The 25,339-nt window shown below is 56.4% G+C and carries 25 protein-coding genes; 17 read left to right on the plus strand and 8 right to left on the minus strand.

Annotated features, from left to right (window positions below; all coding sequences use genetic code 11):
- Positions 1–263 precede the first annotated feature (263 nt).
- Positions 264–1,121: a branched-chain amino acid aminotransferase gene (locus tag BUA39_RS12600; protein WP_072793571.1), complete on the plus strand. Its 858-nt coding sequence runs from the start codon at positions 264–266 to the stop codon at positions 1,119–1,121.
- Positions 1,122–1,123: 2 nt separating this feature from the next.
- Here the strand turns inward: BUA39_RS12600 and BUA39_RS12605 are convergent, their stop codons facing one another.
- A complete protein-coding gene (locus tag BUA39_RS12605; protein WP_423219944.1) occupies positions 1,124–2,782 on the minus strand; it encodes an ABC transporter permease in 1,659 nt (552 codons plus the stop codon).
- 83 nt (positions 2,783–2,865) lie between these two features.
- Between BUA39_RS12605 and BUA39_RS12610 the strand changes: the two genes are divergently transcribed.
- The 3 genes from BUA39_RS12610 to BUA39_RS12620 all read left to right on the plus strand — a co-directional run bounded on the left by BUA39_RS12610 (position 2,866) and on the right by BUA39_RS12620 (position 5,725).
- Positions 2,866–3,741, plus strand: a complete 876-nt coding sequence (locus BUA39_RS12610) for a hypothetical protein (protein ID WP_072793572.1) — start codon at positions 2,866–2,868, stop codon at positions 3,739–3,741.
- Between the two features lie 295 nt (positions 3,742–4,036).
- Positions 4,037–5,215 (plus strand): HWE histidine kinase domain-containing protein, encoded by a 1,179-nt coding sequence (locus tag BUA39_RS12615; RefSeq protein WP_072793573.1) that lies wholly within the window; start codon positions 4,037–4,039, stop codon positions 5,213–5,215.
- A 168-nt stretch (positions 5,216–5,383) separates the two neighbouring features.
- Entirely contained in the window at positions 5,384–5,725 is a 342-nt protein-coding gene (locus BUA39_RS12620; RefSeq protein ID WP_072793574.1) for a VOC family protein, read from the plus strand.
- A gap of 148 nt (positions 5,726–5,873) precedes the next feature.
- Here BUA39_RS12620 and BUA39_RS12625 read toward each other — a convergent pair whose 3' ends face one another.
- A complete protein-coding gene (locus tag BUA39_RS12625) occupies positions 5,874–6,134 on the minus strand; it encodes a DUF2312 domain-containing protein (RefSeq protein WP_207546230.1) in 261 nt (86 codons plus the stop codon).
- Positions 6,135–6,268: 134 nt separating this feature from the next.
- On the opposite strand from BUA39_RS12625, the gene BUA39_RS12630 reads away from it, so the two are divergent.
- On the plus strand, positions 6,269–6,484 hold the full coding sequence (locus BUA39_RS12630) for a hypothetical protein (RefSeq protein ID WP_072793735.1): 216 nt from the start codon (positions 6,269–6,271) through the stop codon (positions 6,482–6,484).
- 103 nt (positions 6,485–6,587) lie between these two features.
- Here the strand turns inward: BUA39_RS12630 and BUA39_RS12635 are convergent, their stop codons facing one another.
- Positions 6,588–6,803, minus strand: a complete 216-nt coding sequence (locus BUA39_RS12635; RefSeq protein ID WP_072793576.1) for a hypothetical protein — start codon at positions 6,801–6,803, stop codon at positions 6,588–6,590.
- 325 nt (positions 6,804–7,128) lie between these two features.
- Here BUA39_RS12635 and BUA39_RS12640 point away from each other — a divergent pair, with 325 nt between their 5' ends.
- The 4 genes from BUA39_RS12640 to BUA39_RS12655 are packed head-to-tail and all read left to right on the plus strand — an operon-like array spanning position 7,129 to position 9,303.
- On the plus strand, positions 7,129–7,992 hold the full coding sequence (locus tag BUA39_RS12640; protein WP_072793577.1) for an MBL fold metallo-hydrolase: 864 nt from the start codon (positions 7,129–7,131) through the stop codon (positions 7,990–7,992).
- 14 nt (positions 7,993–8,006) lie between these two features.
- Positions 8,007–8,432 (plus strand): YeeE/YedE family protein, encoded by a 426-nt coding sequence (locus BUA39_RS12645; RefSeq protein WP_072793578.1) that lies wholly within the window; start codon positions 8,007–8,009, stop codon positions 8,430–8,432.
- A gap of 1 nt (position 8,433) precedes the next feature.
- The gene (locus BUA39_RS12650) at positions 8,434–8,868 is read left to right on the plus strand and encodes a DUF6691 family protein (RefSeq protein WP_072793579.1); all 435 of its coding nucleotides are present in this window, start codon (positions 8,434–8,436) and stop codon (positions 8,866–8,868) included.
- Between the two features lie 9 nt (positions 8,869–8,877).
- Positions 8,878–9,303, plus strand: coding sequence for a protein tyrosine phosphatase family protein (locus BUA39_RS12655; protein ID WP_072793580.1), 426 nt, complete (start codon positions 8,878–8,880; stop codon positions 9,301–9,303).
- A gap of 15 nt (positions 9,304–9,318) precedes the next feature.
- Here the strand turns inward: BUA39_RS12655 and BUA39_RS12660 are convergent, their stop codons facing one another.
- From BUA39_RS12660 to BUA39_RS12675, 4 genes are all read right to left on the minus strand, one after another.
- A complete protein-coding gene (locus tag BUA39_RS12660; RefSeq protein ID WP_072793581.1) occupies positions 9,319–11,997 on the minus strand; it encodes an ATP-binding protein in 2,679 nt (892 codons plus the stop codon).
- Positions 11,984–12,271 (minus strand): hypothetical protein, encoded by a 288-nt coding sequence (locus tag BUA39_RS12665; RefSeq protein WP_072793582.1) that lies wholly within the window; start codon positions 12,269–12,271, stop codon positions 11,984–11,986. The genes BUA39_RS12660 and BUA39_RS12665 overlap by 14 nt, the downstream gene beginning before the upstream one ends.
- Positions 12,271–12,636, minus strand: a complete 366-nt coding sequence (locus BUA39_RS12670; protein ID WP_072793583.1) for a response regulator transcription factor — start codon at positions 12,634–12,636, stop codon at positions 12,271–12,273. Before BUA39_RS12670 ends, BUA39_RS12665 begins: the two co-directional genes overlap by 1 nt.
- A gap of 65 nt (positions 12,637–12,701) precedes the next feature.
- Positions 12,702–14,000 carry a helix-turn-helix domain-containing protein gene (locus tag BUA39_RS12675; RefSeq protein ID WP_072793584.1) on the minus strand — a complete coding sequence of 433 codons (1,299 nt, stop codon included), beginning with the start codon at positions 13,998–14,000 and terminating at the stop codon, positions 12,702–12,704.
- 216 nt (positions 14,001–14,216) lie between these two features.
- On the opposite strand from BUA39_RS12675, the gene BUA39_RS12680 reads away from it, so the two are divergent.
- From BUA39_RS12680 to BUA39_RS12710, 7 genes are all read left to right on the plus strand, one after another.
- Positions 14,217–15,572, plus strand: coding sequence for a substrate-binding protein (locus BUA39_RS12680; RefSeq protein ID WP_072793585.1), 1,356 nt, complete (start codon positions 14,217–14,219; stop codon positions 15,570–15,572).
- Positions 15,573–15,709: 137 nt separating this feature from the next.
- The gene (locus tag BUA39_RS12685; protein ID WP_072793586.1) at positions 15,710–16,741 is read left to right on the plus strand and encodes a branched-chain amino acid ABC transporter permease; all 1,032 of its coding nucleotides are present in this window, start codon (positions 15,710–15,712) and stop codon (positions 16,739–16,741) included.
- 3 nt (positions 16,742–16,744) lie between these two features.
- Complete coding sequence (locus BUA39_RS12690; protein ID WP_072793587.1) at positions 16,745–17,950, plus strand: branched-chain amino acid ABC transporter permease; 1,206 nt, start codon at positions 16,745–16,747, stop codon at positions 17,948–17,950.
- A gap of 12 nt (positions 17,951–17,962) precedes the next feature.
- Positions 17,963–18,718, plus strand: a complete 756-nt coding sequence (locus tag BUA39_RS12695; RefSeq protein ID WP_072793588.1) for an ABC transporter ATP-binding protein — start codon at positions 17,963–17,965, stop codon at positions 18,716–18,718.
- A 14-nt stretch (positions 18,719–18,732) separates the two neighbouring features.
- Entirely contained in the window at positions 18,733–19,488 is a 756-nt protein-coding gene (locus tag BUA39_RS12700; RefSeq protein ID WP_072793589.1) for an ABC transporter ATP-binding protein, read from the plus strand.
- A gap of 67 nt (positions 19,489–19,555) precedes the next feature.
- On the plus strand, positions 19,556–21,502 hold the full coding sequence (gene acs / locus BUA39_RS12705; RefSeq protein ID WP_072793590.1) for an acetate--CoA ligase: 1,947 nt from the start codon (positions 19,556–19,558) through the stop codon (positions 21,500–21,502).
- Between the two features lie 121 nt (positions 21,503–21,623).
- The gene (locus BUA39_RS12710) at positions 21,624–22,556 is read left to right on the plus strand and encodes a DMT family transporter (protein WP_072793591.1); all 933 of its coding nucleotides are present in this window, start codon (positions 21,624–21,626) and stop codon (positions 22,554–22,556) included.
- On the opposite strand, the gene BUA39_RS12715 is transcribed toward BUA39_RS12710, so the two are convergent.
- Positions 22,489–23,163: a thiamine diphosphokinase gene (locus BUA39_RS12715; protein WP_072793592.1), complete on the minus strand. Its 675-nt coding sequence runs from the start codon at positions 23,161–23,163 to the stop codon at positions 22,489–22,491. The two genes, BUA39_RS12710 and BUA39_RS12715, sit on opposite strands and share 68 nt — an antisense overlap.
- A gap of 159 nt (positions 23,164–23,322) precedes the next feature.
- Between BUA39_RS12715 and BUA39_RS12720 the strand changes: the two genes are divergently transcribed.
- Entirely contained in the window at positions 23,323–25,335 is a 2,013-nt protein-coding gene (locus BUA39_RS12720; RefSeq protein WP_072793593.1) for a hypothetical protein, read from the plus strand.
- Positions 25,336–25,339: the final 4 nt, after the last annotated feature.

Here is a 25,339-nt window from a genome sequence, read left to right on the forward strand (position 1 = left end):
ATTCGCAAAAAGGTGGTGTTTGCTGAGTCCCAACCTAAACGGGTCACGCCGGAATTCCATGGGCTTCTGCAGAGAATTTTTTGGCCACCCACAAATCTCCGACTTCATTGCGAGCAAGCCCTTAAAACCGCAAGTTTCACAAAGATTGCCAGACCTTTCCGTAAGAAAGTTACATCAGAAATTCTTGCCTTGCGGCCCCTTTGATCCTGCCGATAAGCATGAGGAAACGCTTGCAACGACACTGGGCATATTCGGAGGGAAACATGGCGCTGAGTGACAATATTCGGACCTATTTTGACGGCACATGGCACGACGGCAACCTGCCGGTCATCCGCGCGGCGGACCATGTTGCTTGGCTTGGCTCTCAGGTTTTTGACGGCGCGCGCAAGTTTCAGGGCGTGATGCCTGATCTTGAGGGTCACTGTCATCGCTTGCTGCGCTCTGCCGAAGCAATGGGCATGGTGCCAAAAATCGCCGGGGACGACATTGTCGAGATCGTGCGCGAAGGCGTGGCGACATACGCCGATGATGCAGAGCTTTATATCCGCCCCATGATGTGGGCGACCGAAAGTACGCCGGGCATCATTGATATCGACCCGGACTCCACCGCCTTTTCCGTCTGTATCGAAACTCTGCCGATGCCAAAACCGGAAGGGTTCTCTCTGACCGTGGCCCCTTATTGCCGGCCAAGGCAGGACATGGCGCTGACCGAAGCCAAGGCAGGTTCGCTTTATGCTAACAATGGCCGCATCATGGCTTGGGCGCGCGCGCGTGGATTCTCCAACGCGCTGTCCCTCGACATTGACGGCAATGTTGCCGAAACCGCCTCGACCAATGTCTTTACTGTGAAAGACGGCGTCGTGTTTACCCCGGTGCCAAACGGCTGCTTCCTGAATGGTCTGACCCGTCAGCGGGTGATCGGCCTTTTGCGTGCAGACGGGATTGAGGTGCAGGAGGTCAAGATGACCGTGGCCGATTTCGAGACCGCGGATGAGATGTTCTGCACCGGCAATATCGCCAAAGTGATGCCGGTCGAAACGTTCCAAGAACGGCAACTGGGCACCGGCCCTGTCACCAAGCGCGCGCGTGATCTTTATTGGGATTTTGCGCTGAGCGCTTAAAGCTACCGATTGGCCCGCGCCAAAAACGCCACCGCAACCAGCCCGACCAGCACAATCAACACCGCGCCCGGGCTGGCATCGCCGAGGTTTTCAAGGCTCGCCTGATCATGCACTCGTGTTGCGAGGGTTTCATAGTTGAAGGGCCGCAGAAGCATGGTGGCGGGCAGCTCTTTGACGCAGTCCACAAAGACCAGCAAAAGCGCGGACCCGATGGAGCCTCGGATCAGCGGAAAGTAAATCTCTCGCAGCGTCTGCGCACGTGTGCGCCCTAGCGAACGAGCCGCCATTTCCAAACTTGGCGACACACGCCCCATCGCCGCGTCCGCCGCCCCTTGCGCAATCGCAAAGAAGCGCACGCAATAGGCCAAGATCAGCGCAAAGGCGGACCCGGTCAAAAGCAGGCCGGTTGGGTTGCCCGTCAGGGTCTCGATCATATCAGCCAGACGGTGATCCAAAAACGCCAGCGGGATCAGGATGCCAACACCCAGAACTGCCCCCGGTGCCGCGTAGCCAATGGTTGTCAATGGCAAGAGAAGCCTGGGCAGAGACCGCCCAGACAGGCGTACGCCATAGACAAGGAAGACCCCGGCCAAAACCGTAATGCTGGCCGCGATACCGCCAACCGTAACCGTATTGCCCAACGCGCGCAGCAGGCGGTCGTCGGTCCAGCTTTCGGGGTTCTCTATTGCATGGCTCAAGATCACCGAAACAGGCAATACAAACCCCACTGCAAAGGGCAGCAAACAGGCCACCGTGGCAGCGACCCCTGCGGTGCCTCTTAGCTGAACGCGCTGCACTGGGCGGTGGCGCGAGGACAGGTTGAAAAACTTGATCTTGCGGCGGCTGATCTTCTCCAGCGTCACAAGGAAGATCACGAGGATCAAAATGACCGATGCGATCTGCGCTGCGCCGCCAACATTGTGGCTTTCCAACCAGACACTAAAGATGCCCGTCGTCAGCGTTTGCACCGCGAAATAGTCTACCGTTCCAAAATCATTCACCGTTTCCATCATCACAATGGCCGCGCCTGCTGCAATTGCCGGGCGCGCCAGCGGCAGACCAACCCGGAGGAACCGGCCAATCGCCCCTGCCCCCAAGGAGCGCGCGACCTCTTCGGCGGAGCCTGATTGCTCTCGGAACGCAGCCCGCGCAAGGATGTAGACATAGGGAAACATCGAGGCCGCCAGCACAATGATTGCAGCGCCCAAGGATCGGATTTCCGGGAACCAATAATCGCGTGATGTCTGCCAGCCAAAGAGCGACCTCAACCCGGTTTGCACGGGGCCTGCATATTCAAGGAAATCCACAAGCGCATAGGCTCCGACATAGGCGGGGATTGCCAAAGGCAGCAGCAAAAGCCACTCCAACCAGCGAGAGAGCGGAAAACGATAGCGCGAAATCAGCCACGCGGCCCCGGTGCCGACACTTGCAGCCAATAGCCCAACGGAGAGCATCAGGATCAGCGTCGTCTTCAGATACCGCGGCAAGGTGGTGGCCATCAGATGTGGCCAGATGTTTTCCGTCGGGAACAGCGCAAGCACACCCACTGCTAGGATGGGCACCAAAACCACACCCGCAATCACCACGGCACCAAAGGACCACGGATCCAGCCCAAACCGGCGCTTGGCAGCGTGTTTTCTGGTGACGGTCATCTCTTCCATAAAGGCGTGTTGCCCGAAACTGGTTTCGCTGTCCAGAAACGAAGCTATATTGTGGGCAAAAGACGCAGAAAGAACGTAGAAATATGCAGGTCGCCCTACATTTCGGAGCCCCCTATACGGATGAGAACCGGCTACAGCTGTGCCTCGGCAAGAATCGCGAGCGCCTGCAAGAGGTTGGCACATGCATTCCCCGCCCGGCCAGCTTTCGCAAAAGCCTCCGCCCGGTGCTGCATCAGTTCCGCAAAGGCACGGGCGATGACGCGCTGCGCGAGGAGTTCATCACCGACGTCGTAGGCGACACCCTGCCGGATCGCTTGGTCTTTTCTCTGGATACATTCTTTGGCGTCCCGCGCCTGAGCGTGCGCGAGGATCAGTTCTTTCCGGGCTATCCCGACCGGATGGACAGTTTCCTGCAGCTTTTTGACGGGGCAGACGTGGAGCTTTACTTCGCCATTTGCAACCCGGCGACCTACCTGCAGAGCCTCTGCAAGGATCATCCGGGCGAAACGCTGGAGAGCCTGACTGAACACAGCGACCCAATGCGGCTGCGCTGGTCAGATTTCATTGCCCGCCTGCGCGACATCTACCCCAACCTCCCCATAACAGTCTGGTGCAACGAGGACACGCCGCTGATCTGGCCCCAAATCCTGCGCGACGTGGCGGGGGTTGAAGCCGGCTTTGACTTTGATGGGGCCTTTGATCTCATCGAAGAACTGATGATGCCTGAAGGCTACAAAAGGTTCCGCGATTACCTGAAAGGCCGGCCCAATATCACGCCGGAGCAAGAGCTGCGCGTGGTCACCGCTTTCCTTGAAAAGTTCGCCCGCGAAGACCTGCTGGAAGAAGCCATCGACATCCCAGGCTGGACTGAGATGCACGTGGATGCGTTGACAGAGCTTTACGATCACGATGCAGAGGATATCCGTCGCATTCCGGGAGTGACGTTTGTAGGGCCGTGAACAAAGCTCTGTCCAGTATTGGCAATCTGATCTTGGCAAGATCATTCGCGCCTCTCAGCCCGGTGCACCGGCAAAAAAGGCAAACAAAATCAGACGCGTCCAAGCGACGCTCACCCATCTACCAAAGTCATTAAGTCGCTGAAAATGGAACGCGCGGTGATTGTTTGCAGCGCGCCAACTTCAAACAGACGTCAAAACCCGAAACTTTCAGTTTTTTGCCCTAACGCAATCGTTGCTCACTCGTGCACGCGCTCCTAAGGTGGAGAGCGAAAAGCACTCTTGATGAAGTGGGTATATGGAAAATTTCGTCGATATTTGGCAGTACATGCCGCATGGAATGTGCCTGCTCTGGCAGCCGTGGCTCGTTGTTCTCTGGGCCGGTTCTGATGCACTGATTTTCTTGGCATACACCGCAATCCCATTTTCGCTCCTGAGCGTGATCAAACAACGCCCAGATTTGCAGAACCGCAAGCTTATCCTGTTGTTTGCAGGGTTCATTCTGCTCTGCGGTCTAACCCATCTTCTAGGCATCGTGACCCTTTGGTGGCCGATCTACCCCTATGTGGGACTTACGAAACTCGCCACTGGTTTGGTGTCGGGTCTGACCGCCTTGGTCTTGTTTCGCCTTATTCCAACACTCGTCGCCATCCCAAGCCATCGAGAGCTTGAGGACCTGAACGAAAAGCTGCGCGACCAGATTGCGAAATATGAAGCGTCCGAGGCCGAACTCCGTGACATCAAACATGCCCTTGAAGCCAAGGTGGCAGAGCGCACCGCAGAGCTAGAGGAAGCCCATGCCAAGATGGCTGTCGTGGCGCGCGAAGCCGTGCACCGCAGCAAAAACCTTCTCGCGGTGGTCGGCTCCATTGCAAGACAAAGTGCCCGTGGGCAAAGTGACATCCAAGATTATGTATCAGTCTTGTTGGGGCGGATTGACGCATTAGCCAGCGCAACCGCAACGGTGATTGGGGGCGAAACATCTGCCTCTGCTGAACTTAGAACCGTCGTCGACAACCAGCTCAAGCCACTTCGTTTGACATTTGCAGATCGCATCACTGTCGACGGACCTCCCTTGCGCGTAAATTCGGAAGCGGCACAACAAGTGGGTCTGGCCGTCCACGAGTTGGCAACGAATACTCAGAAATACGGCTCACTGTCCGGGGCCGACGGCAAGGTCGCCGTTAAGTGGCACTGGGATCAAGCGGACGCTGAGCGCAGCTTGGTGATTGAGTGGATGGAAGAATTTGCGAACCGCTCCGTTGAAAGCCCCCAAGCCGCCTCCAGTTTCGGCTTTACATTGCTGACGAAAGTTATTCCCACGATGCTGCAGGGCAGCGCGGAACGCGTCCTTGAAAGTAACCGCTTGCACTATCGCCTGCGCGTCCCTGCAAGCGTTTTGGAAACTGATGAATCCTCGACCGGCGACGCCAACATGGCTGCGCGGGTTGTAGATGCGAGTTTCGGGATATCTTGATGCTGTTGTATTGAGCGCTATGCGGACGGAGCGGAGGTTTGACGCGCGGCCTCCAACTTCCGCTTTGGATCGTGTATGGGGGGATGCGACTACTGCAAGGGCTTGCACAAAGTCAGCATGAAGCCAACGAGCGACGCAATCGAATCTTGGACTGGAAGGAGATATATAATGGCAGTCCTCAATCCCGGCCTGAACATTGCCATCAAGGTCCCAGCCTACAAATGGGACGAAACCGTCGCGTTCTATCGCGACCGAGTTGGCCTGAGGATTCAGCGTGATCTGGGAGAGACCATCTTTTTCGATTTTGGAGAGGTCAATCTGGCATTGGATCGCGTCGAGACACAAAGCCAGGTTGATGTTTGGCTCGAGTTGACCACCGACGATCTCGATGACGCTCTTGCCAGTTTAGGAAGCCCAATTCGGGATGGTCTAGAGCCGCTGGAGGGCATTGATGCGCATTGGACATGTGACCCGGCGGGGACAGTCTTGCTTGTTCGCAAGTCGACCTGATGCCAGGTAAGCTGGTTCCACGAAAGCGGTCGTTTGTTTTCGAAGCTGCACCCGACACTTTGGGCTGGATACCGTCATTCGCTGCAAGCGCCCCCTTACCCCCCAAAAACAAAAAACCCCGGCCGAGGCCGGGGCGTTCTTGCGGGGCTTAGCTCATGCCTAGCGCTTCTTTGTACATTTCCAGAACCGCCTCTTCTTCGGCGATGTCGTTCTGGTCGCGTTTGCGCAATGCGATGATTTTGCGCATCACCTTGACGTCATAGCCGCGGCCTTTGGCTTCGGCCATCACCTCTTTCTGGTGATCCATGATGTCTTTCTTTTCCTGCTCCAGACGCTCAAATCGTTCGATGAACTGGCGCAGTTCATCTGCAGTCACGCGGTAGCTTGCCTCAACAACGTTATCGGACATGTTCACTCCTGTCTTCTTCAGTCGCGCACCCTAATGCGCACCCGCAAAGGCCGCAAGTCAGCAATCCATTCTGGCTTGTGATTGACGCGCGTTTCCGGTACCCGAGGCGGCAATTTGGCAAAGGGATGATGACCATGGAATGGCTGGTTTGGATTGGTACCGCAATTTCGCTTGTGGGTCTGGCGGGGTTGATCCTGTCGATCATCCGGGTAGCGCGGCTGAAAAAGCAGGGTCTCGGTGACGATGATCTGCGGGCTGCGGTTCAGAAAGTGATGCCCTTGAACCTTGGGTCGCTATTTCTGTCGGTAATCGGGCTGATGGTGGTTATGGTCGGCATTTCGTTCAGCTGATCTGACCTGCGCCCTACCTAGAATATAGAGCCATTAAAAAACGCGCCTCGTTTCCAAGGCGCGCGATTGAAGACCATAATCTTCGAAGTGATGTTCCGTCCGGTTAGACCGGAACGTTGTCAAAGGACGCTTCCAGCGCCTCATCCACCAAATCAAGGTCAAGCCGACGCAGCTTACCGGGCACTTTGCCCCCTTTGAGTTTGATCAACTCAAGTGTCCGGTGCAATTGGTCATGCAGCCGGAAGCGATCCGATCCCGAAGCTTCGGAGATATGTGTCGCAATACCCTGCGCACGTTCGATCAGCTCTTTCACGTCCATGTTTCCTCCCATCTGTGTCTTCGACTTCTTTCAACACAATCTCAACCAGAGAGCGATTCCTCCCTATCGCAGTCTACTTCTGTAATTGCGTCAGTTTTGCGAATGGCCCTTCGCAAGCGACGCATTTCACTCAATTGATGTTGATACCCAGAATAACAGCGCGATTCTTGGTCTCACCGCAAGACTTGCGCAGAATTTAAGCGCAAGAATCTTACTTTCTGCATAATATCGAGAAGGTAATGATCAATCTTTGACCTTAATCAAAATCCTGACCTTGAACACATTCAATTATCTATATATGTAGTCACTCAAGAAGGAGTTCAAAATGAAACCCGAAGTCACAGCATTTTTCGACGACCAAACCAATACCGTGTCCTATGTTGTCAAAGACCCAAATGGGTCCGCCTGTGCGATCGTAGACAGCGTTTTGGACTTTGATTTCGCCTCTGGCCACACTGACACCAAATCCGCGGATGAGGTCATTGCCTATGTCAAAGACAAAGGTCTGACTGTTGAATGGCTTCTGGAAACCCATGTGCATGCCGACCACCTTTCTGCCGCACCCTATATTCAAGAGCAGGTCGGCGGCTTGATCGGGATTGGCGACCGGATCACGGTTGTTCAGGACACCTTTGGAAAGATTTTCAACGAAGGCACAGAATTTCAACGTGACGGCAGCCAGTTTGACAAGCTGTTTGTCGAAGGCGATGTCCTGATGATCGGGCAGATGCGCGCCGACGTTTTGCACACGCCGGGCCATACGCCTGCCTGCCTGACCTATGTGATCGGCGATGCTGCATTTGTCGGTGACACGCTGTTCATGCCCGACTTTGGCACGGCGCGCTGTGATTTTCCGGGTGGCTCGTCGGAGATGCTTTATAGCTCCATCCAAAAGATCCTTTCCCTACCCGATGAGACCCGGATTTTCGTCGGCCATGACTACAAAGCGCCGGGCCGTGACGAATTTGCTTGGGAAACAACCGTGGCCGAAGAAAAAGCCGCCAATGTGCATATCGGGGCGGGGGCGTCGAAAGAAGATTTCGTGGCCATGCGCGATAGCCGAGATGCGACACTGTCCAAACCCAAGCTGATTATCCCCTCTCTGCAGGTGAATATGCGCGCTGGGAATATGCCGGAACCAGACAAAGACGGTGACGTCTTCTTGAAAGTTCCGATCAACAAACTCTGACGAAAGATACGATCATGCAAATCGACTGGATCATGGGGCTGATTGGTGGGGGTATCATCGGCCTCGCGGCTGCGACCTACCTGCTGGTGAATGGCCGGATCATGGGTGCCTCTGGCATTTTGGGCGGGCTGGTGGATGGCTCTGGCAAAAGCACCGCGCGGGAACGTGGGTTCTTTTTGGCGGGCGTCTTCCTGATGCCGGCACTTCTCACTGTTTTCACTGGAAAAATCGACACCCACGTAACGACCAACATATTGGTTTTGGTCGCGGCGGGGCTGCTGGTTGGAGTCGGCACGCGACTTGCGAATGGCTGCACGTCAGGTCACGGCGTCTGCGGCATTTCTCGTTTTAATCTGCGCGGTATTGTGGCGACAGTTTTCTATATCCTTGCAGGCGGTTTGACTGTTGTCTTCTTCCGCCATCTTCTCGGAGTGATCTAAGATGAAACGTGATCTGTTTGCCCTACTGGCGGGCGCGCTTTTCGGCGCGGGGCTGTTCATTTCAGGGATGACCGAAACCGACAAGGTGCAAGGCTGGCTTGACGTCTTTGGTCAATGGGACCCGACGCTGGCCTTCGTAATGGGCGGCGCGATTATTCCGATGTTCTTTGCATGGCGGTATACGGAAAGGCATCGTCCCGTGCTGGGCGGAAGCTTTCCGGCGCGGCCTGATCCGAAACTTGGCCGTAACCTGATCCTTGGCTCGACCCTTTTTGGTATGGGCTGGGGTTTGGCCGGGCTGTGTCCCGGACCGGCGGTTGCCTCTCTCAGCTATGGGGGCTGGCCGGTTTGGATCTTTATGGCCGCCATGCTGACCGGCATGATCGCGACCCCGCGCGTGCGAGAGTCGCTAGACAGGATGGTTCCGGCAGAGTAAGCAAGCCAAATGGATATTCGCGAAATCACGCCCCGCTATTCGGTGTCCCCGCAGATCTCTGTCGAGGACATCCCAGCCATTGTTGCAGCAGGTTTCACCTGCGTGATCTGCAATCGGCCGGATGTTGAAATCCCACCGTCGCACCATGCCGAAGTCATTGGCATCGCCGTCAAAGACGCAGGGCTGGACTTCGTGATCAACCCGCTGACCCATGATGCAATGACGCAAGATCGCATGTCGCTTCAACGCGAAACGCTAGAAAGCAGCGCCGGCAAGGTGCTGGCCTATTGCGCCTCTGGCACACGGTCGACTGTTGCGTGGATGCTGGGCCATGCGGCGGATATCTCTGCTGATGACCTACTGGATGCGGCGGCGCGCGGTGGCTATCAACTCGACGCCTTGCGCCCGCAGCTGGAAATGCTCGCAAAGCGCTAAATCGTTTTTTTCAGATCACTGAGCCGCCATCCTGCGACGTTGCGGGACGGAGACGCGAAACGCCGTGCCGCCCTGCCCCGGCAGATAAGATATGTCGCCACCAAGCCGGTGCATGATTTCGCGACAGATCGCCAAACCCAGCCCCGCGCCGCCAGCGCGTTGAGGATTGACCCGCGCGAATTTGTCAAAAATTACGTCTTGCGACGCCTCGGGAATACCGCTGCCATTATCAATGAAGTCGATCAGCAGCTCCGTGTCATCATCGTGCACCAGAATCTCCAGGCTGGGGGCCGCGGCATCGCAGTATTTCTGCGCGTTGCGCACCACATTGATAAACACCTGGCTGAGCCGATCGACATCTGTTTCAAGCATGATCGGTCCGGTATCCGGCAACGCGACATCAAGCGGCTGTTCCGCCCCACTAAGCGCAGTTTTGACCGAGGATGAAAGCACCGCCGAGAGTTCGGCAGTTTGCGTATTTAGAGAGACCTGCCCGTTTTCCAGAACGTTAAGGTCCAACAGATCATCAAGAAGCCGCGTCAGCCGCACGGCCTCATCATGGATGATCCCGCCATACCGGCTTTTCTCGGCTTCGGTCAGTTTTTCACTGTCCCGCAGGATTTCAGAGAACGCCCGAACCGAGGTCATCGGCGTGCGCAATTCGTGACTGACTTGGCTTAGGAAGGCGTCTTTCTGTTCCGAGACTCGCAGCAGCTTGTCATTGGCACGCCGTAGTTGGCGCGCGGTGCGTTCAAGTTCTTCGGATTTGGCTTCAAGCTGGCTAGAATGCTCCATGATCTGCGCAGTTTCGTTTGCCACCGCCATCAGGTCCTGCACCGAAACCGACGCGCCTCCTGCAATCTGACCGATCATTGCATGGGCGGTTGCGGCGCCAACAGAGCCAGAGAGTTCCCGCTCTAAAACAAACAGAAAAGCCGGATCGGGTTCTGGCAGCAGGCCTTGCACGCCCTGCTTTTTGGCCTGTTCCGCAAACAGCACCTGCGCCTCGCGGGCGCCCAAAATGCGCTGCGCCATGATCATCAGGTCTTCGGATTTGGCGACGCCGCCTGTCCAACTTGGCGCCTGTGAGGAATGTTCGAAAATGTTGACAAATTGCGCACCCTGCAGCCGCTCAAGCGGCGACGGGAATGTCACGAGAGACACAAAGAAAAATGCCAGCGCGTTCAGCAGAATTGACCAAAAGATTGCATGAATTAATGGGTCCATGCCACTGATCCCAAACAGAGATTGCGGCCTAAGCCATCCAATCCCCAACGGTCCGTTTTCCAGTAGGTTGCTGGATAGCAGCACATCCGCGCCAAAGCTGGGCAACAGCAGGCAATAGGCCCAAAGCACAAAGCCAACAGTTAGGCCCGCCAGCGCGCCATTCCGCGTCGCCCCGCGCCAATAGATACCGCCCAAAAGTACAGGTAGGAACTGCGCGACCCCTGCGAAAGAAATCAGGCCAATCGAGGCCAGCGCCGTGCCGCCGCCGGAGAGCCGGTAATAGACGTAGCCCAACAGCAATACCACTGCGATGGACACGCGCCGCGACAGCAAAACCACACCCCGCACGTCCCCCGATATGCTGGCACGCGCACCACCCGTCGCTGAAAGCCAGATCGGCATGACGATGTGGTTTGACACCATGGTCGAAAGCGCAATGGCCGCCACAATCACCATCGACGTCGCGGAACTAAAGCCGCCCAGAAAACTCAGCATGGCAAGGCCTTCATTGCCTGTGGCCAATGGCAAGGTCAGGACGAAGAGGTCAGGGTTGGACCCCTGCGGCAAGAGATCAAGCCCGACAACCGCAATGGGCACGACAAAAAGGCTCATAATCATCAGATAGGCCGGAAAGGCCCAGCTTGCGGTGCGCAGATGGTCTTCGTTCTCGTTCTCAACCACCATCACTTGAAACATGCGCGGCAGGCACAAGACTGCGGCCGCCGACAGAAAGATCAGCCCTGCCCAGCGCCCGCCTTGGATTTCCCAATTGGCAAATTCTGACTGTTCAATCCGCGCAAGGATATCCGATGGGCCGTCGGCGATCCCCCAAACCACAAACACACCCACAGCCAGCAAGGCAAAGAGTTTTACAATCGCCTCAACTGCAATGGCGGTGACCACACCATAGTGCCGCTCATTGGCGTCAAGGTTGCGGGTACCGAACAGGATTGTGAAGCACGCAAGCCCCGCAGCGACCCAAAGTGCCGTTGCCGAAAGCTGCCCTTGTTCTGAGGTCGCGCCGGAAAAGACGGCGAAGCTTGTGGTGACAGATTGCAGTTGCAGCGCGATATAAGGCGTCGTCCCGATCACGGCCAAGATGGTGACACCAATGGCAACCGTATTTGACTTGCCATAGCGAGAGGAAATCATGTCAGCGATTGATGTAATCCTTTGGCTGCGCCCGATGCGCACCATTTTGCGCAACAGCCACCACCAGCCAAAAAGCGCGAGCGATGGCCCGATATAGATCGTTAAGTATTCTAAGCCCGAGCGCGCCGCGTAGCCGACCGCGCCATAAAACGTCCAGGCTGTGCAATAGACCGAAAGCGACAGCGTGTAGACCAATGGCAGGTTAAGCCAAGTGGCCTTGCCGCGCAGCGTCGCGCGTTCGGCGGCGAAAGCAATTCCAAAAAGGAACGCCACATAAATCAGGCAGACCGCAATCAGCAGGTTAAGGCTGCTCATCTGTCACCTGAGACATGGCTTGGTCGCGTCGGTCTAACGCCGTCTTCAGCGACCGCGCAGAGACGTAGCTCGCCAAGACCAACAGGAACCAAATCAAAAAGATATAAATCAGCGCGGCCCCGGTAGAGACAGTGTCATCTCCGCCAGTGTCCCAAAGGAGCGGGATCATCCAAAGCACAAAACCGAGCACGGGAAGAAATTTGATCCAATCGATCAGTCGCCGACGCCTGTAAGTCTGGCGTTCCAAGAATATGGATGCCCGAGGTCCCTGCATCAGGCCACCAATTCTTTGACCGCGTTCAGCACATCCGCGTTGGAAAAGGGCTTGGTCATAAACATGCTTGCCCCGGCTTCCTCGGCCATTTCGCGGTCTTTCACTTGCCCGCGCGCCGTCAGCATCAAGACTGGTAGCGTTTGTGTTTCAGCGTCAGCACGGATTTCGTTCAGGATATCGTATCCACTGCGCCCCGGAAGCATCACATCCAAAATGACGACATCAGGATGGCGCACCCGGACAGCCTCCATCGCATCGTGGCCATTGGAATGCGTGGCCACGTCCCACCCGTCACGGGACAATATAAAACTGATCGCCTCAATAATATTCGGTTCATCTTCAATCAGAAGAACTCGCTTGCCCATGCCTCTCTCCCCATTGCAAAAGCTCGCGCATTTATATTCTTAACTAGGCATATGAAAATGCCAAGCTAAATCCCCTCGATCAAGACCGAAGGCGTGTGCCGCCCTTCGCATTTCTGGCGTGGGCAAACGCGACAGGACGCCCCGACCAGAAGCGGAGAGGTCACCCGAGCGTCGCGCGGTACGACCAGCATATAAGAGTGGTAAAGCGTTGGTTGATCAAAACTTGGGGTCGAAATCGCCTCGGACACTGCGAAGCAATCGAATTGCTCCTGATCCCTGCCCGGCACCTCGATTGTTCTGCGGATGGGCTGTGCTGGCCGGGTGAGCGCCTCAAACACCGGCCATTTGGCGCAGGCGGCGCTGAATTTCGGCGCAACAAACCCTTTGACCTCACGTCGGAAAAGCAGCGTCCCTGCGGCATCGCAGACCACAAAGCCAAGCGGTTTTGGTTGCTGGTCTTCAGGCAAAACCGCAAGGCGGCGCAGCACCAACCCAATGGGCACATTCAGCCGGTTCGCGATGGTCGCCGGATCAAGCCCCTCCTGCCCCAAGGCGTCTTGCAGCACATTCAGGTCCAGCGCCTGCGCGTCGCGTTCGTATTGGCGCAGCAAGCCGCGCGTCTGTGCCCGTGCCGAGGCGCTTTTCAGCTCGGGCGCTGCGGCCACCAGCGTGTCTGGTGTTTGCTCTAGGCTCTCAAGCTGTGGGAAATGGTAGTTGTGATGCTGTAGGAACTGATCCACCTCATGTTGCGGAGAACCAGATTGGTCTGCGGCATCTGCACCACCATCTAGGAACCGTACGAGCGCCTGCGCGCTGTCTGACAAGCGCTGGCTGTCTTCATTGATATTGCGCACAAAGCGGCGTCGCCAATCCGGTGCGATGTCCTGATCCTCATGCAAAATCGTCGCCGTGGAATGGATGGCCGTGACCATGGAAAGGACTTCATGCATTGATGCCGCGAGGTATGGGTCATGCGACATACGGTCTGACAGCGTTTCCGCCGTGCGCTGCAGACGCTGCACGGCTTCCTGCCCCTCGGCAATCAGACGTGCCCATCCGGGAAAGCGGCCTGCAAATTCCTCAATCCGGTCCATTTCGGCTGCGACATCTGGGTACTCTGCCGCCGCATAGCGTAGGCTGGCGACCAGATTTGCCTCTGCGCCTTCGTTCAGCTGCGCATAGTCCACGCCCAATTCTGTTGCGATGTCGAGCAGCAATTTGCCGCCAATCCGACGCTTATTGTGTTCAATCAGGTTGAGGTAGCTCGCCGAAATGCCGACCGCCTTGGCCAGTTGCGCCTGTCTTTGTCCGGCGGCAACCCGGCGCTCTCGGATTCTGCTGCCAACCATCCCATCCTGCGCCATGATATTTCCCTATTGTTTCAAAAGCTTTCTGCACAGCAAAATAATAACTTTACAAACCAAAACTGTCATCCGAAAGATTTTTTACAAAATTTTCTTTCTAGTTCAGCGCCTTATTGATAAGTTTTCTGCTTTCGCCTGAGAATAACACAGCATGAAAATGCACGCACTGGTCCAACGGGGAGTAGACCAGTGCACCATTCCAAAGGGAGGAAAACCATGTCTATCAAGACTGTTTCACGTCGCGGCGTCCTAAAATCCGGTGCTGTCGCCGGCGCGGGTCTCGCCGTTCCAACGATTTTCACCGCCAGTTCTGCTGCTGCATTCACGAATGAGCCAACCGGCTCCAGCGTGACGCTTGGCTTTAACGTACCCCAAACCGGTGCCTACGCTGATGAGGGTGCTGACGAGCTGCGCGCCTATGAATTGGCGGTTGAGCACCTCAATGGTGGTGGCGATGGCGGCATGCTGAATACATTCAGCTCCAAAGTGCTGAATGGCTCGGGCATTCTGGGCAAGAAAGTCGAATATGTAACCGGCGATACACAAACCAAGCCAGACGCGGCACGCGCGGCGGCTCGGTCCATGATCGAAAAAGATGGCGCGGTGATGATCACCGGCGGTTCATCCTCTGGTGTGGCAGTGGCCGTTCAGGCGCTTTGCCAAGAGGCGGGCATCATCTTTATGGCGGGGCTGACCCACTCCAACGACACCACGGGTAAAGACAAGAAGGCCAACGGCTTCCGTCACTTCTTTAACTCCTATATGTCCGGCGCGGCGCTGGCACCGATCTTGGCCAAGAACTATGGCAACGATCGCAAAGCCTATCACCTGACTGCTGACTATAACTGGGGCTACACCACTGAAGAGGCGGTACGCACCTCCACCGAAGCTATGGGTTGGGAAACGGTTGCGGCGGTCAAGACACCGCTGGCCCAAACTGACTTCTCGTCTTATGTGGCTCCGGTTCTGAACTCCGGCGCGGACGTTCTGGTCCTGAACCACTACGGCGCAAATATGGTGAACTCACTGACGTCAGCCGTACAATTCGGTCTGCGTGCAGCAGAGGCAAACGGCAAAAACTTTGAAATTGTTGTTCCGCTCTATTCCCGCCTGATGGCACGTGGTGCAGGTAAAAACGTGGCCGGTATCTTTGGCTCCACGAACTGGCACTGGTCGCTGGAAAACGTCGCAGGCGCGAAATACGCGGGCACCAATGCATTCGTGCAGTCCTTCGGTCAGAAATACGGCTTCCCGCCATCGCAGGCTGCGCACACCGTTTACTGCCAGACCCTGCTGTATGCAGATGCCGTGCAGCGCGCAGGATCGTTCAACCCATGTGCGGTTGCCGAAGCACTCGAAGGCTTCGAGTTCGACGGTCTGGGCAATGGCCCAACCCTCTACCGTGCCGAAGACCACCAGTGCTTCAAAGACGTTCTGGTCGTGCGCGGCAAAGAAAACCCCGACAACGACTTTGACCTTCTCGAAATCGTTGACGTCACCCCAGCGGCGCAGGTCACCTATGACGCGTCGATCTTTGGCGGCGAACTCGGGTCCTGCAACCCGGGCGCATAACCACCCTCGGTGCCGGTTCTCCGACAAGCCCGGCGCTGTCACACACACGGTTAAGCGACCGAGAGGGCATTCCCATCCTACATCCCTGATTTTCATGGGGATGGGGATGCCCGCCAACCCAAACCACGGTGGGGACCATGGACGCAATTATTCTTCAGATTCTCAACGGGCTTGATAAGGGCTCTGCCTATGCGCTGATCGCGCTTGGGCTCACTTTGATCTTCGGCACATTGGGTGTCGTGAACTTTGCGCATGGTGCGCTGTTCATGCTGGGTGCCTTTTGCACCGTGACCCTCAGCCGGATTTTAACCCTCAGCCACGAGGTCGTTGACCCGACGCGCAAGGATTTTCTAGGCAATCCGCTGAAGGTGGATGTGCCCTATATCTATGACATCTTCGGCGAGACAACCGGGGCTGCAATTATTGACTGGGCGGTGCCTTTGTCGATCCTCTTTGCGATCCCAGTGATGATTGGCATCGGCGTTCTGATGGAACGCGGGTTGATCAAACACTTTTACAAACGTCCCCACGCGGATCAGATCCTTGTGACCTTTGGCCTCGCCATCGTTCTGCAGGAAATCATCAAGTATTATTTCGGCGCGAACCAAATTCCAGCCCCTGCGCCGCAGGCATTCGTTGGCTCTTTGGACTTTGGTGCCATCTTCGGCATGGAACCCGGAGCGATCATCTACCCTTACTGGCGGATCGTTTACTTCTGCTTTGCCATGGTCCTGATCGGTGCCGTCTTTGCCTTTCTACAATTCACAACCTTCGGCATGGTCGTGCGCGCAGGCATGGCGGACCGGGAAACCGTTGGCCTGCTGGGCATCAATATCGACCGGCGTTTTACCATCATGTTTGGCATCGCTGCCGCCGTCGCAGGCCTTGCAGGGGTGATGTACACGCCGATCAACTCACCCAACTACCACATGGGCATGGACTTCCTCGTGATCTCCTTCGTCGTGGTGGTTGTGGGCGGCATGGGCTCGTTGCCCGGCGCTGTCCTTGCGGGCTTTGTTCTGGGCGTGCTCGAGAGCTTTGCCTCCATGCGGCAAGTCATCGAGCTGCTGCCCGGTGTAAACCAGGTTGTTATCTATCTGGCGGCAATCGTCATTCTGCTAACGCGACCACGGGGCCTGTTGGGTCGCCGCGGTGTGATGGAGGATTAATCCATGTTTGGTCTCAACAAAAAAGACACCTCCCTTCTGCTGATTGTCGCGGCTCTGGTGGCGCTGGCTCCGATTATCCTGAACCCCTTCCCCGAAGGCTCTGGCATGGCGCAGTTCAATGCGGGCTACCCGGATCTGATGCAGCGTTTCGTGATCTTTGGCATCTTTGCCATCGGCTTTAACATCTTGTTTGGCCTCACCGGCTACTTGTCCTTCGGACACGCGGCGTTCCTTGGGGCTGGGTCTTATGCTGGCATGTGGATGATGAAGCTGCTGTCGATCAATGTGATCCCGGCGATTGTGTTTTCGGTGATCATCGCGGGGCTGATTTCCCTCGCCATCGGATGGATTTCGCTACGCCGTTCCGGCATCTACTTCTCAATCCTGACGCTGGCCTTTGCACAGATGGCCTTTGCGCTGGCGGCCTCTGTTCTGACACCGATCACAGGTGGTGAGACAGGTCTGCAAACCAACCTCAACGACCCACGCATCCTGCCGGGGTTCTTGGGCGGCGGGTCATCGGTGGATGGGAATATCCCCAAACCATCGCTCTTTGGCATCGAAATGACATCCAGCTTTGAGGTGCCTGTCGCAGGTTGGCTTTGGACCTTTAACTGGGGTTATTACATCTGCGGCATCGTTATGCTGATTGCCTTCTACATCGCCATCCGCATCTTCCGCAGCCCCTTTGGCTTGATGCTGAAAGCGGTGAAATCGAACCAGCAGCGCCTGAACTACACGGGTCTGAACACCCGCCCCTATATGCTGGCTTGCTTTGTGATCTCTGGCATGTACGCCGGTCTGGCCGGTGGCTTGATGGCGGCGATGGACCCTCAGGTCGGTGCAGAGCGCATGCAATGGACCGCCTCTGGCGAGGTGGTTTTGATGACCATCCTTGGTGGTGTCGGCACATTGATCGGCCCGGTTCTGGGCGCGGGTCTGATCAAATACTTCGAGAACATATTCTCTAAGATCAACGACAACCTGCTGCACCAGTGGTTCGCGTTCCTGCCGGATGGGCTGGAGGATCTGATGGTCACCATCATCCACCCATTCATCGGTAAAGGCTGGCACCTGACGCTGGGTCTGATGTTCATGGCCATCGTGATCTTCTTGCCCGGTGGGCTCGTCGAAGGTGGTCAGCGATTGCGCAAGATGTTCGGACGTAAATCCGAAGAGCGCGCCCCCAAAACCACCCCTGCGGAATAAGGAGACAGACGGATGGGTATTCTAGAAGTCAAAGACGTTGGGAAACGGTTTGGTGGTTTGCAAGCACTGGGCAATGTGAACTTGGATGTTGCCGAAAACACCGTACACGCCATCATCGGCCCAAACGGCGCAGGCAAGTCGACGCTACTGAACTGCCTGGTCGGCAAACTGATCCCCGACACAGGGTCTGTAATGTTTGATGGGCAATCGGTCCTTGGCCGAACACCCTATCAAATCAATCAGATGGGCATATCGCGGGTCTTTCAAACGCCAGAGATCTTCGGCGATCTGAATGTGCTTGAGAACATGATGATCCCGATCTTTGCCAAACGTGACGGGGCGTTTCGCCTGCATGCCATCGAAAATATGATGGATGAAAAGGACATCGTGGAGGCCGCCGAAAAGATGTTGGTCGACATGAATATGGCCGACAAACGCTATATGCACGCGGCTGCCATGTCGCGCGGCGACAAACGCCGGCTTGAGATCGGTATGTGTCTGGCGCAGGAACCGCGGCTATTGCTGCTGGATGAACCCACGGCAGGCATGGCGCGGGCCGATACCAACAACACCATCGATCTTTTGAAACAGATCAAAGATGAACGCGACATCACCATCGCGATCATCGAACACGATATGCACGTGGTTTTCTCACTGGCTGAACGCATCACCGTTCTCGCGCAGGGCACCCCGCTTGTTGAAGACACGCCTGATAACATCAAAGGCCACCCCAAAGTGCGCGAAGCGTACCTGGGCGAAGCGGCTTAAGGGAGGACATCAAAATGAATGCACCCGCAGATTTTTCCAAAGGCAAAAGCCATGCCCAGACTGCTCCGGCCTATCTCTCTGTCTGGAATATGGAGAGCTACTACGGCGAAAGCTACATCGTTCAGAATATCAGCTTCAATGTGCACGAAGGTGAAATCCTCGCTCTGCTCGGTCGCAATGGCGCAGGCAAGACGTCGACTCTACGGTCCATCGCACGCATGGACAGCCCGCAGGCCACCCATGGTGAAATCTGGCTCGACCACCAGCCGCTGCATGACATGCAAAGCTATCAGGCTTCTGCGGCTGGCATCGGCCTTGTACCCGAAGATCGCTCGATCATTCCGGGATTGACCGTCGAGGAAAACCTGCAACTGGCCCAGATCGCACCACCCATTGGTTGGTCGATAGAACGCCTATATGACCTCTTCCCACGGCTCGGGGAGCGCCGGAAACAGGAAGGGGTCACCCTCTCGGGCGGTGAGCAGCAGATGCTGGCCATTGCCCGAGCTTTGGCGCGCGACATCAAGGTCTTGCTGCTGGATGAACCTTATGAAGGTCTAGCACCGGTGATCGTTGATGAAATTGAGAAAACTTTGCGCATCATCAAAGAGCAAGGCATCACCACAATCATCGTTGAACAGAACGCCGTACGTGCCTTGGAACTGGCTGACCGCGCTGTGATCTTGGACACCGGCGGCATCGTTTTTGATGGTACGGCGCAGGAAGTGCTTGAAAACGATGCACTGCGCGCCGAGTATCTGGCCATCTGACGCGGAGGAGCGATCCGGTTGCCCATCAGGCGCTGCCGGATCAGCAGATTAGAATTTAGGACGAACCATGACCCCGAAAACATTTCCACCAAGCGCCGAATTGGCGGCCCAAGCCCATGTCAACGAAGCAAAATACAATGAAATGTATGCCGCCTCGATTGCCGACCCGGAAGGGTTCTGGCGCGAACAGGGCAAGCGGGTCGATTGGATCAAACCGTTCACGCAGGTCAAAGATGTCAGCTACGACTACGGCAAGGTCGATATCAATTGGTATGCCGACGGCACGCTGAACGTGTCGGCGAACTGCATTGATCGCCACCTCGACAAACGCCGCCACCAGACCGCCATTATCTGGGAACCGGATAACCCCGGCGAAGAGACGTTGCACATCACCTATGATGAGCTTTACCGCCGCACAAACCGTATGGCGAATGTTCTAAAGGACCTTGGCGTCGGCAAAGGCGACCGCGTGGTGCTTTACATGCCGATGATCCCGGAAGCCGCCTATGCCATGTTGGCCTGCACCCGGATCGGGGCGATTCATTCGATTGTTTTCGCTGGGTTCTCACCCGATGCGCTTTCGGCGCGGGTAAACGGCTCGGAAGCCAAGGTTGTTATTACCGCAGACGAAGCGCCGCGTGGTGGGCGCAACACGCCGCTGAAAGCCAATGCAGATATTGCGCTGCAAAGCTGTGACGCGAGTGTGAAATGCCTTGTTGTGCGCCGGACAGGCGGTGATGTGGCTTGGAACGACGCGCGGGATGTGGACTACAACGCCATGGCGGCAAAGGCGTCGCCAGAGTGCGCGCCCGAGGAAATGGGGGCCGAAGATCCGCTGTTTATTCTCTATACCTCAGGCTCCACCGGCATGCCCAAAGGGGTTGTGCACACCACCGGCGGATATCTGGTCTATGCCAGCCTGACGCACGAAACGACTTTTGATTACCGTGAAGGCGACATTTATTGGTGTACGGCGGACGTGGGGTGGGTCACCGGCCACAGCTATATCGTTTACGGCCCGCTAGCCAATGGCGCGACCACGCTGATGTTTGAAGGTACGCCGACTTACCCCGACGCTTCCCGGTTCTGGCAGGTTTGCGAGAAGCATAAGGTCAACCAGTTCTACACAGCCCCGACCGCCATCCGTGCGTTGATGGGGCAAGGCAACGAGTTTGTCGAGAAATGCGATCTGTCATCTCTGCGCGTCCTTGGCACCGTGGGTGAACCCATCAACCCCGAGGCGTGGAATTGGTACAATGAGGTCGTGGGTGGCGGGCGTTGCCCAATCGTGGACACTTGGTGGCAGACCGAAACCGGCGGCCATCTAATGACCCCCCTGCCCGGCGCACATGCCACCAAACCGGGTTCCGCGATGAAACCGTTTTTCGGGATCGAACCCGTGGTTTTGGAACCGACAACCGGTGAAGAAATCAAAGGTAATGGCGTCGAGGGCGTGCTTTGCATCAAAGACAGTTGGCCCGGACAAATGCGCACCGTTTGGGGCGACCATGACCGCTTTATGCAAACCTATTTTGCCGACTACAAAGGCTACTATTTCACCGGCGACGGCTGTCGCCGCGATGAAGATGGCGATTACTGGATCACAGGCCGCGTTGATGACGTGATAAACGTGTCAGGCCACCGCATGGGCACCGCCGAAGTCGAAAGTGCATTGGTGGCCCATCCGAAGGTCGCCGAAGCCGCCGTGGTTGGCTACCCGCATGATATCAAAGGTCAAGGCATCTATTGCTACGTTACATTGATGTCAGGTGAAACGCCTTCCGAAGAACTCCGTAAAGAGCTGCGCACCTGGGTGCGGTCCGAAATCGGCCCGATTGCGTCCCCTGACCTGATCCAATGGGCCCCCGGCCTGCCAAAAACCCGGTCGGGCAAGATCATGCGCCGCATCCTGCGCAAGATTGCCGAGAATGACTATGGATCACTCGGCGACACCTCGACGCTTGCCGAGCCTGCGGTGGTGGATGACCTGATCGAAAACCGCATGAACCGCTAGCGCGATCTATCCCCGGCGCGTGTTTCGTTTCCAGTCGCACGTGTCACAACCTGAGGGCCGGCATTGACCGGCCCTTTTTTTGTCGATTGCTAATCAGGGCAAGCCCGCCTAGCGTCACCCAATGCAACAGGATCGCACCCTTCTTGGCATCGCCTTGATGCTTGGCTTTAGCGCGCTTGCCCCCATTGGCGATGCGGTGGTCAAGCTGTTGGGGGATTTGGTGCCCGTCGCCTTTTTTGTTTTATGGCGCTTTGCGCTGCAGGCGTTGTTTCTGACACCGATTGTCCTTGCCACCGGAGCGTCGAAGAACATCACTTTGCGGCAGCATGGTCTGATTTTACTGAGAACCCTGTGCCATATCGTCGGCGTCGGCTCGATCTTTATTGCCTTCCGCTATTTGCCGCTGGCTGACGCGATTGCCATTGCATTTGTAATGCCCTTTTTTTCGCTGCTTCTTGGAAAATACGTTCTGGGAGAAGAAGTTGGCCTGCGCCGCCTCCTCGCCTGCTGCGTTGGCTTTGTCGGCACACTTTTGGTCATTCAACCCAGTTTCGTTGAGGTCGGCGCACCAGCCCTGTGGCCTGTTTTGACGGCAGTTGCATTCGCCGTCTTCATGTTGGTTGGGCGTCAGATAGCCCAGCAAGCGGACCCCATCGCGATACAGATGATCAGCGGTTATATGGCAACGGTTTTGGTGTTGCCCTTGATTGTGATCGGCTCCCATTTGGGCATCCCTGAACTGGGTTTTATCATCCCGTCTGGGGCGACGCTTTGGATGCTGATCCTTGCTGGCGCCATTGGCACTGTCGCACATTTGTTGATGACATGGTCCCTGCGCTTTGCACCGTCGGCCACATTGGCCCCGCTGACCTATGTTGAAATCCCGATCACGACGCTGGTGGGCTTCATTGTTTTTGGGGATTTGCCAAATGCTTTGGCAGCGACGGGCATTGGCCTATCTGTTGCAGCCGGCCTGTATATCATCTTTAGAGAGCAGGCCACTGCGCGGGCGTCTGCAAAAGTGCCCCTGCCACATTCTCCAACTCAGCCTTAGGCAGGATGACCAGCATTTTGGGGCCGGTCATCACGATTTCGACCTCGCCCGTCGCCTCGTTCGAAGTTCCAATCCGCCCGTCGGGCGTAAATGTCAGGCCATTGATCGGCCATTTCAGACCGCTTGACGTGCCTTCCACCAACCCCATCGGAAAAAGTGACACTCGGGTGCCTGCCGATAGCGACAACTGCAGGACCGGCGGGCAAAGGAAGGCAATATCCGTGTCGCTTAATATGATGCAGCGCCTGTCGGGATGGCGCACCAAGACGTTAAAGACCGCCAGTTGGTGATCAAGCCGTGCTCCGGCAAAGCCAACGCCGACAATCAAAGGTGCCGCGATATTGCGCAGGGCCTTGTCAAAATCTGTCGTGTCCTGCTCATCAATCGTATGAATACGCTCTGCAGGCAAGCCAGAGCGTTGCCCAAGTGCAAGACTGTCCATATCGCCGATCACGGCATCCGGCATGATGTCCGCATCCAGACAATGCTGCGCTCCGCCATCTGCTGCCACCACCAACCCCGACAGCGCCCGACTCCGCGCGATCTCTGTTTGTGTCACCAAACCGGCCCCGACCAGCGTAACTGTTTCCGATGTCTGAACAATCACGGGTTCATCCCCCTATTTGTATCGGCTCTGTTGCCGGTCTAGATTAGCTTGCCCCATTCTGGCCCCAAAATGATACGCTCATGGGCACAGAATCGGTCACGTTTGGTCACCCTCACCGTGGTAAACAGGCTCTTGAGTAGTGCAAAGGACCCGAATCCAATGGTTACCAATAACAAAGTTTTGACGGTCTCGTATGGTACATTCTCGTGCACCCTTGAGGGGTTCGAGGATTCATTTGGTGCCATGAAGGCGATCGCAGAATACTTCCGGGACCTGGCCGCAGACGACCGTTATTTTGGTGCAGAACCGCCCACCCCAGATGCAGAAATGCTGACCCGGATCGCAGAACGCGAGATCGAGCGTCGCGTACAGGCACGCCAGGAATCTGGCGCGATCGTATTAAGTGCCTCCCCAAAAGTTGCAGAGGACGTCGCAGAGGCAACGCCCCAGCAAGCAGAAGCGCAGGAACAGGAAGCCCCTGTTGTTGCACCTGTTGATGCAGAGGCACCGACCGAAATCGAAGATGACGCAGCAGGCGAAGAGCAAGCAGCTGTCGCAGAAGCTGACGACGTCGATCATGCGGACCAAGACGAAATGTCTGATATCCGCAACGTGATGCAACGCGTGCAAGATGAGCCGGTCGCAGAGGTTGACGAGGCACCCATCGTTGAAGACGAGGACGTCGCTGACGCGGCAGAGGAATTCTTTGCCACATCTGAAACAGAGGTAGATGAGACCTATGTCGAAGATGAAGTCGAAGAAGATGACGTTGCAGCCGATGCAATCGCTGAGGATGTGACACCCGTCGAAGAAGCCCCTGCCGAAGAAGACAGCATCGCTGCCAAGCTGCGTCGTATCCGTGCCGTCGTTTCGCGCGCAGATGTTTCTGACGACGAGGACGACGATTATATCGAAGATCAGCACGCTGAAGAGGTTGCCCCAATCGATCTGGCTGAGGATATTCTGCCAGACGAAACTCTGGAGACATCCGAAGAAGGCCATGCTGACGACGCTGCGGAACTGAACGCAGACGACATTTCTGATCTCGAAGACGCGCTGGAAGCGGACGAAGATATCGCGCCGGTTCAGGTCAAACGTGTTGAAGTCACCCCACGTCCACGCGCTCGTGTGATCCGCATGAAACGTGCAGAGCGTGAGGCCGACGAAGCGGACGATCTGCAGGAAGCAGTCGCAGATGAAGTGGTTTCAGTCGAAGACGTTGCGCAAGATGCCCCCGCCTCTGCCCTGTCTGACGAAGACGAAGCCGATCTGATGGCGGAACTCGCAGAAGTTGACGCGGAACTTGAAGTGGACATTTCTGACGATCAAGACGAAGTCGTGGACGAGGATGAGCCAGAGATGGCTGACTCTGCCGAGGACGACGTAGAGGACGCGGATGAAGACGACGCTGTTGAAGCGACTGCTGAGGCAGATGATCTTGAGGAGGATGAGGCAGACGACGAAGAAGCAGCCAAAGCCGAACGTCAGGCCCGTCGCCTACGCCGCCGAGCGCGCCGCGCCAAGCTCGAAGAGCAAGAGCCGGGCGACGAAGCGGTTGAACGACTGATCGAAGAAGCCAACACCAAACTGGATGAGCCAGACGGCAGCCGTCGCCGCAGCGCCATCGCGCATCTGCGCGCCGCTGTTGCTGCCACCAAAGCCGAAAAAGAAGCGGGCAAATCCTTTGAAAAGGTCGATCAATCTGACGCCTATCGCGACGATCTTGCCGATGCCGTGCGCCCGAAGCGGACAGAGCGTCAAGCGCCCCCGCTGAAACTAGTGGCGGAACAGCGCATTGATGAACCTTCTGGGGAACGTGCCGGTGGCATTCGCCCACGCCGGGTATCGATTGAGGACGTCGCTGCGGCAGAGGCAAATGAATCCTCAAGCAATTTCGTCGAATTCGCCGAAAAGATGGGCGCGACACAATTGCCAGAAGTTCTGGAGGCAGCCGCATCCTACCTGACGTTTGTTGAAGGGCGCAATAAGTTCTCACGTCCGATGCTGATGCGTCTCGCCTATCAGGTTGGCGATGATCGTTTTGAACGCGAGGCTGGTCTGCGCAGCTTTGGCCAGCTTCTGCGGGAGAAAAAGATCGAGAAGATCGCAGGCGGACGGTTCACAGTGTCCGAGGCGATCAACTTTAAACCAGACGACCGTGCTGCGGGCTAACTTT

The organism is Cognatishimia maritima (genome assembly GCF_900129685.1).
Lineage (GTDB): Bacteria > Pseudomonadota > Alphaproteobacteria > Rhodobacterales > Rhodobacteraceae > Cognatishimia > Cognatishimia maritima.

What these genes read in the sequence shown, in the direction of transcription:
- BUA39_RS12670 (WP_072793583.1), bottom strand. Translation starts at nt 12,636, where the DNA reads ATGGGCAAGCGAGTTCTTCTGATTGAAGATGAACCGAATATTATTGAG.
- BUA39_RS12620 (WP_072793574.1), top strand. Translation starts at nt 5,384, where the DNA reads ATGGCAGTCCTCAATCCCGGCCTGAACATTGCCATCAAGGTCCCAGCC.
- acs (WP_072793590.1), top strand. Translation starts at nt 19,556, where the DNA reads ATGACCCCGAAAACATTTCCACCAAGCGCCGAATTGGCGGCCCAAGCC.
- BUA39_RS12600 (WP_072793571.1), top strand. Translation starts at nt 264, where the DNA reads ATGGCGCTGAGTGACAATATTCGGACCTATTTTGACGGCACATGGCAC.
- BUA39_RS12690 (WP_072793587.1), top strand. Translation starts at nt 16,745, where the DNA reads ATGTTTGGTCTCAACAAAAAAGACACCTCCCTTCTGCTGATTGTCGCG.
- BUA39_RS12645 (WP_072793578.1), top strand. Translation starts at nt 8,007, where the DNA reads ATGCAAATCGACTGGATCATGGGGCTGATTGGTGGGGGTATCATCGGC.
- BUA39_RS12665 (WP_072793582.1), bottom strand. Translation starts at nt 12,271, where the DNA reads ATGCAGGGACCTCGGGCATCCATATTCTTGGAACGCCAGACTTACAGG.
- BUA39_RS12695 (WP_072793588.1), top strand. Translation starts at nt 17,963, where the DNA reads ATGGGTATTCTAGAAGTCAAAGACGTTGGGAAACGGTTTGGTGGTTTG.
- BUA39_RS12655 (WP_072793580.1), top strand. Translation starts at nt 8,878, where the DNA reads ATGGATATTCGCGAAATCACGCCCCGCTATTCGGTGTCCCCGCAGATC.
- BUA39_RS12685 (WP_072793586.1), top strand. Translation starts at nt 15,710, where the DNA reads ATGGACGCAATTATTCTTCAGATTCTCAACGGGCTTGATAAGGGCTCT.
- BUA39_RS12700 (WP_072793589.1), top strand. Translation starts at nt 18,733, where the DNA reads ATGAATGCACCCGCAGATTTTTCCAAAGGCAAAAGCCATGCCCAGACT.
- BUA39_RS12650 (WP_072793579.1), top strand. Translation starts at nt 8,434, where the DNA reads ATGAAACGTGATCTGTTTGCCCTACTGGCGGGCGCGCTTTTCGGCGCG.
- BUA39_RS12710 (WP_072793591.1), top strand. Translation starts at nt 21,624, where the DNA reads ATGCAACAGGATCGCACCCTTCTTGGCATCGCCTTGATGCTTGGCTTT.
- BUA39_RS12630 (WP_072793735.1), top strand. Translation starts at nt 6,269, where the DNA reads ATGGAATGGCTGGTTTGGATTGGTACCGCAATTTCGCTTGTGGGTCTG.
- BUA39_RS12640 (WP_072793577.1), top strand. Translation starts at nt 7,129, where the DNA reads ATGAAACCCGAAGTCACAGCATTTTTCGACGACCAAACCAATACCGTG.
- BUA39_RS12615 (WP_072793573.1), top strand. Translation starts at nt 4,037, where the DNA reads ATGGAAAATTTCGTCGATATTTGGCAGTACATGCCGCATGGAATGTGC.
- BUA39_RS12625 (WP_207546230.1), bottom strand. Translation starts at nt 6,134, where the DNA reads ATGTCCGATAACGTTGTTGAGGCAAGCTACCGCGTGACTGCAGATGAA.
- BUA39_RS12605 (WP_423219944.1), bottom strand. Translation starts at nt 2,782, where the DNA reads ATGGAAGAGATGACCGTCACCAGAAAACACGCTGCCAAGCGCCGGTTT.
- BUA39_RS12675 (WP_072793584.1), bottom strand. Translation starts at nt 14,000, where the DNA reads ATGGCGCAGGATGGGATGGTTGGCAGCAGAATCCGAGAGCGCCGGGTT.
- BUA39_RS12610 (WP_072793572.1), top strand. Translation starts at nt 2,866, where the DNA reads ATGCAGGTCGCCCTACATTTCGGAGCCCCCTATACGGATGAGAACCGG.
- BUA39_RS12720 (WP_072793593.1), top strand. Translation starts at nt 23,323, where the DNA reads ATGGTTACCAATAACAAAGTTTTGACGGTCTCGTATGGTACATTCTCG.
- BUA39_RS12635 (WP_072793576.1), bottom strand. Translation starts at nt 6,803, where the DNA reads ATGGACGTGAAAGAGCTGATCGAACGTGCGCAGGGTATTGCGACACAT.
- BUA39_RS12680 (WP_072793585.1), top strand. Translation starts at nt 14,217, where the DNA reads ATGTCTATCAAGACTGTTTCACGTCGCGGCGTCCTAAAATCCGGTGCT.
- BUA39_RS12660 (WP_072793581.1), bottom strand. Translation starts at nt 11,997, where the DNA reads ATGAGCAGCCTTAACCTGCTGATTGCGGTCTGCCTGATTTATGTGGCG.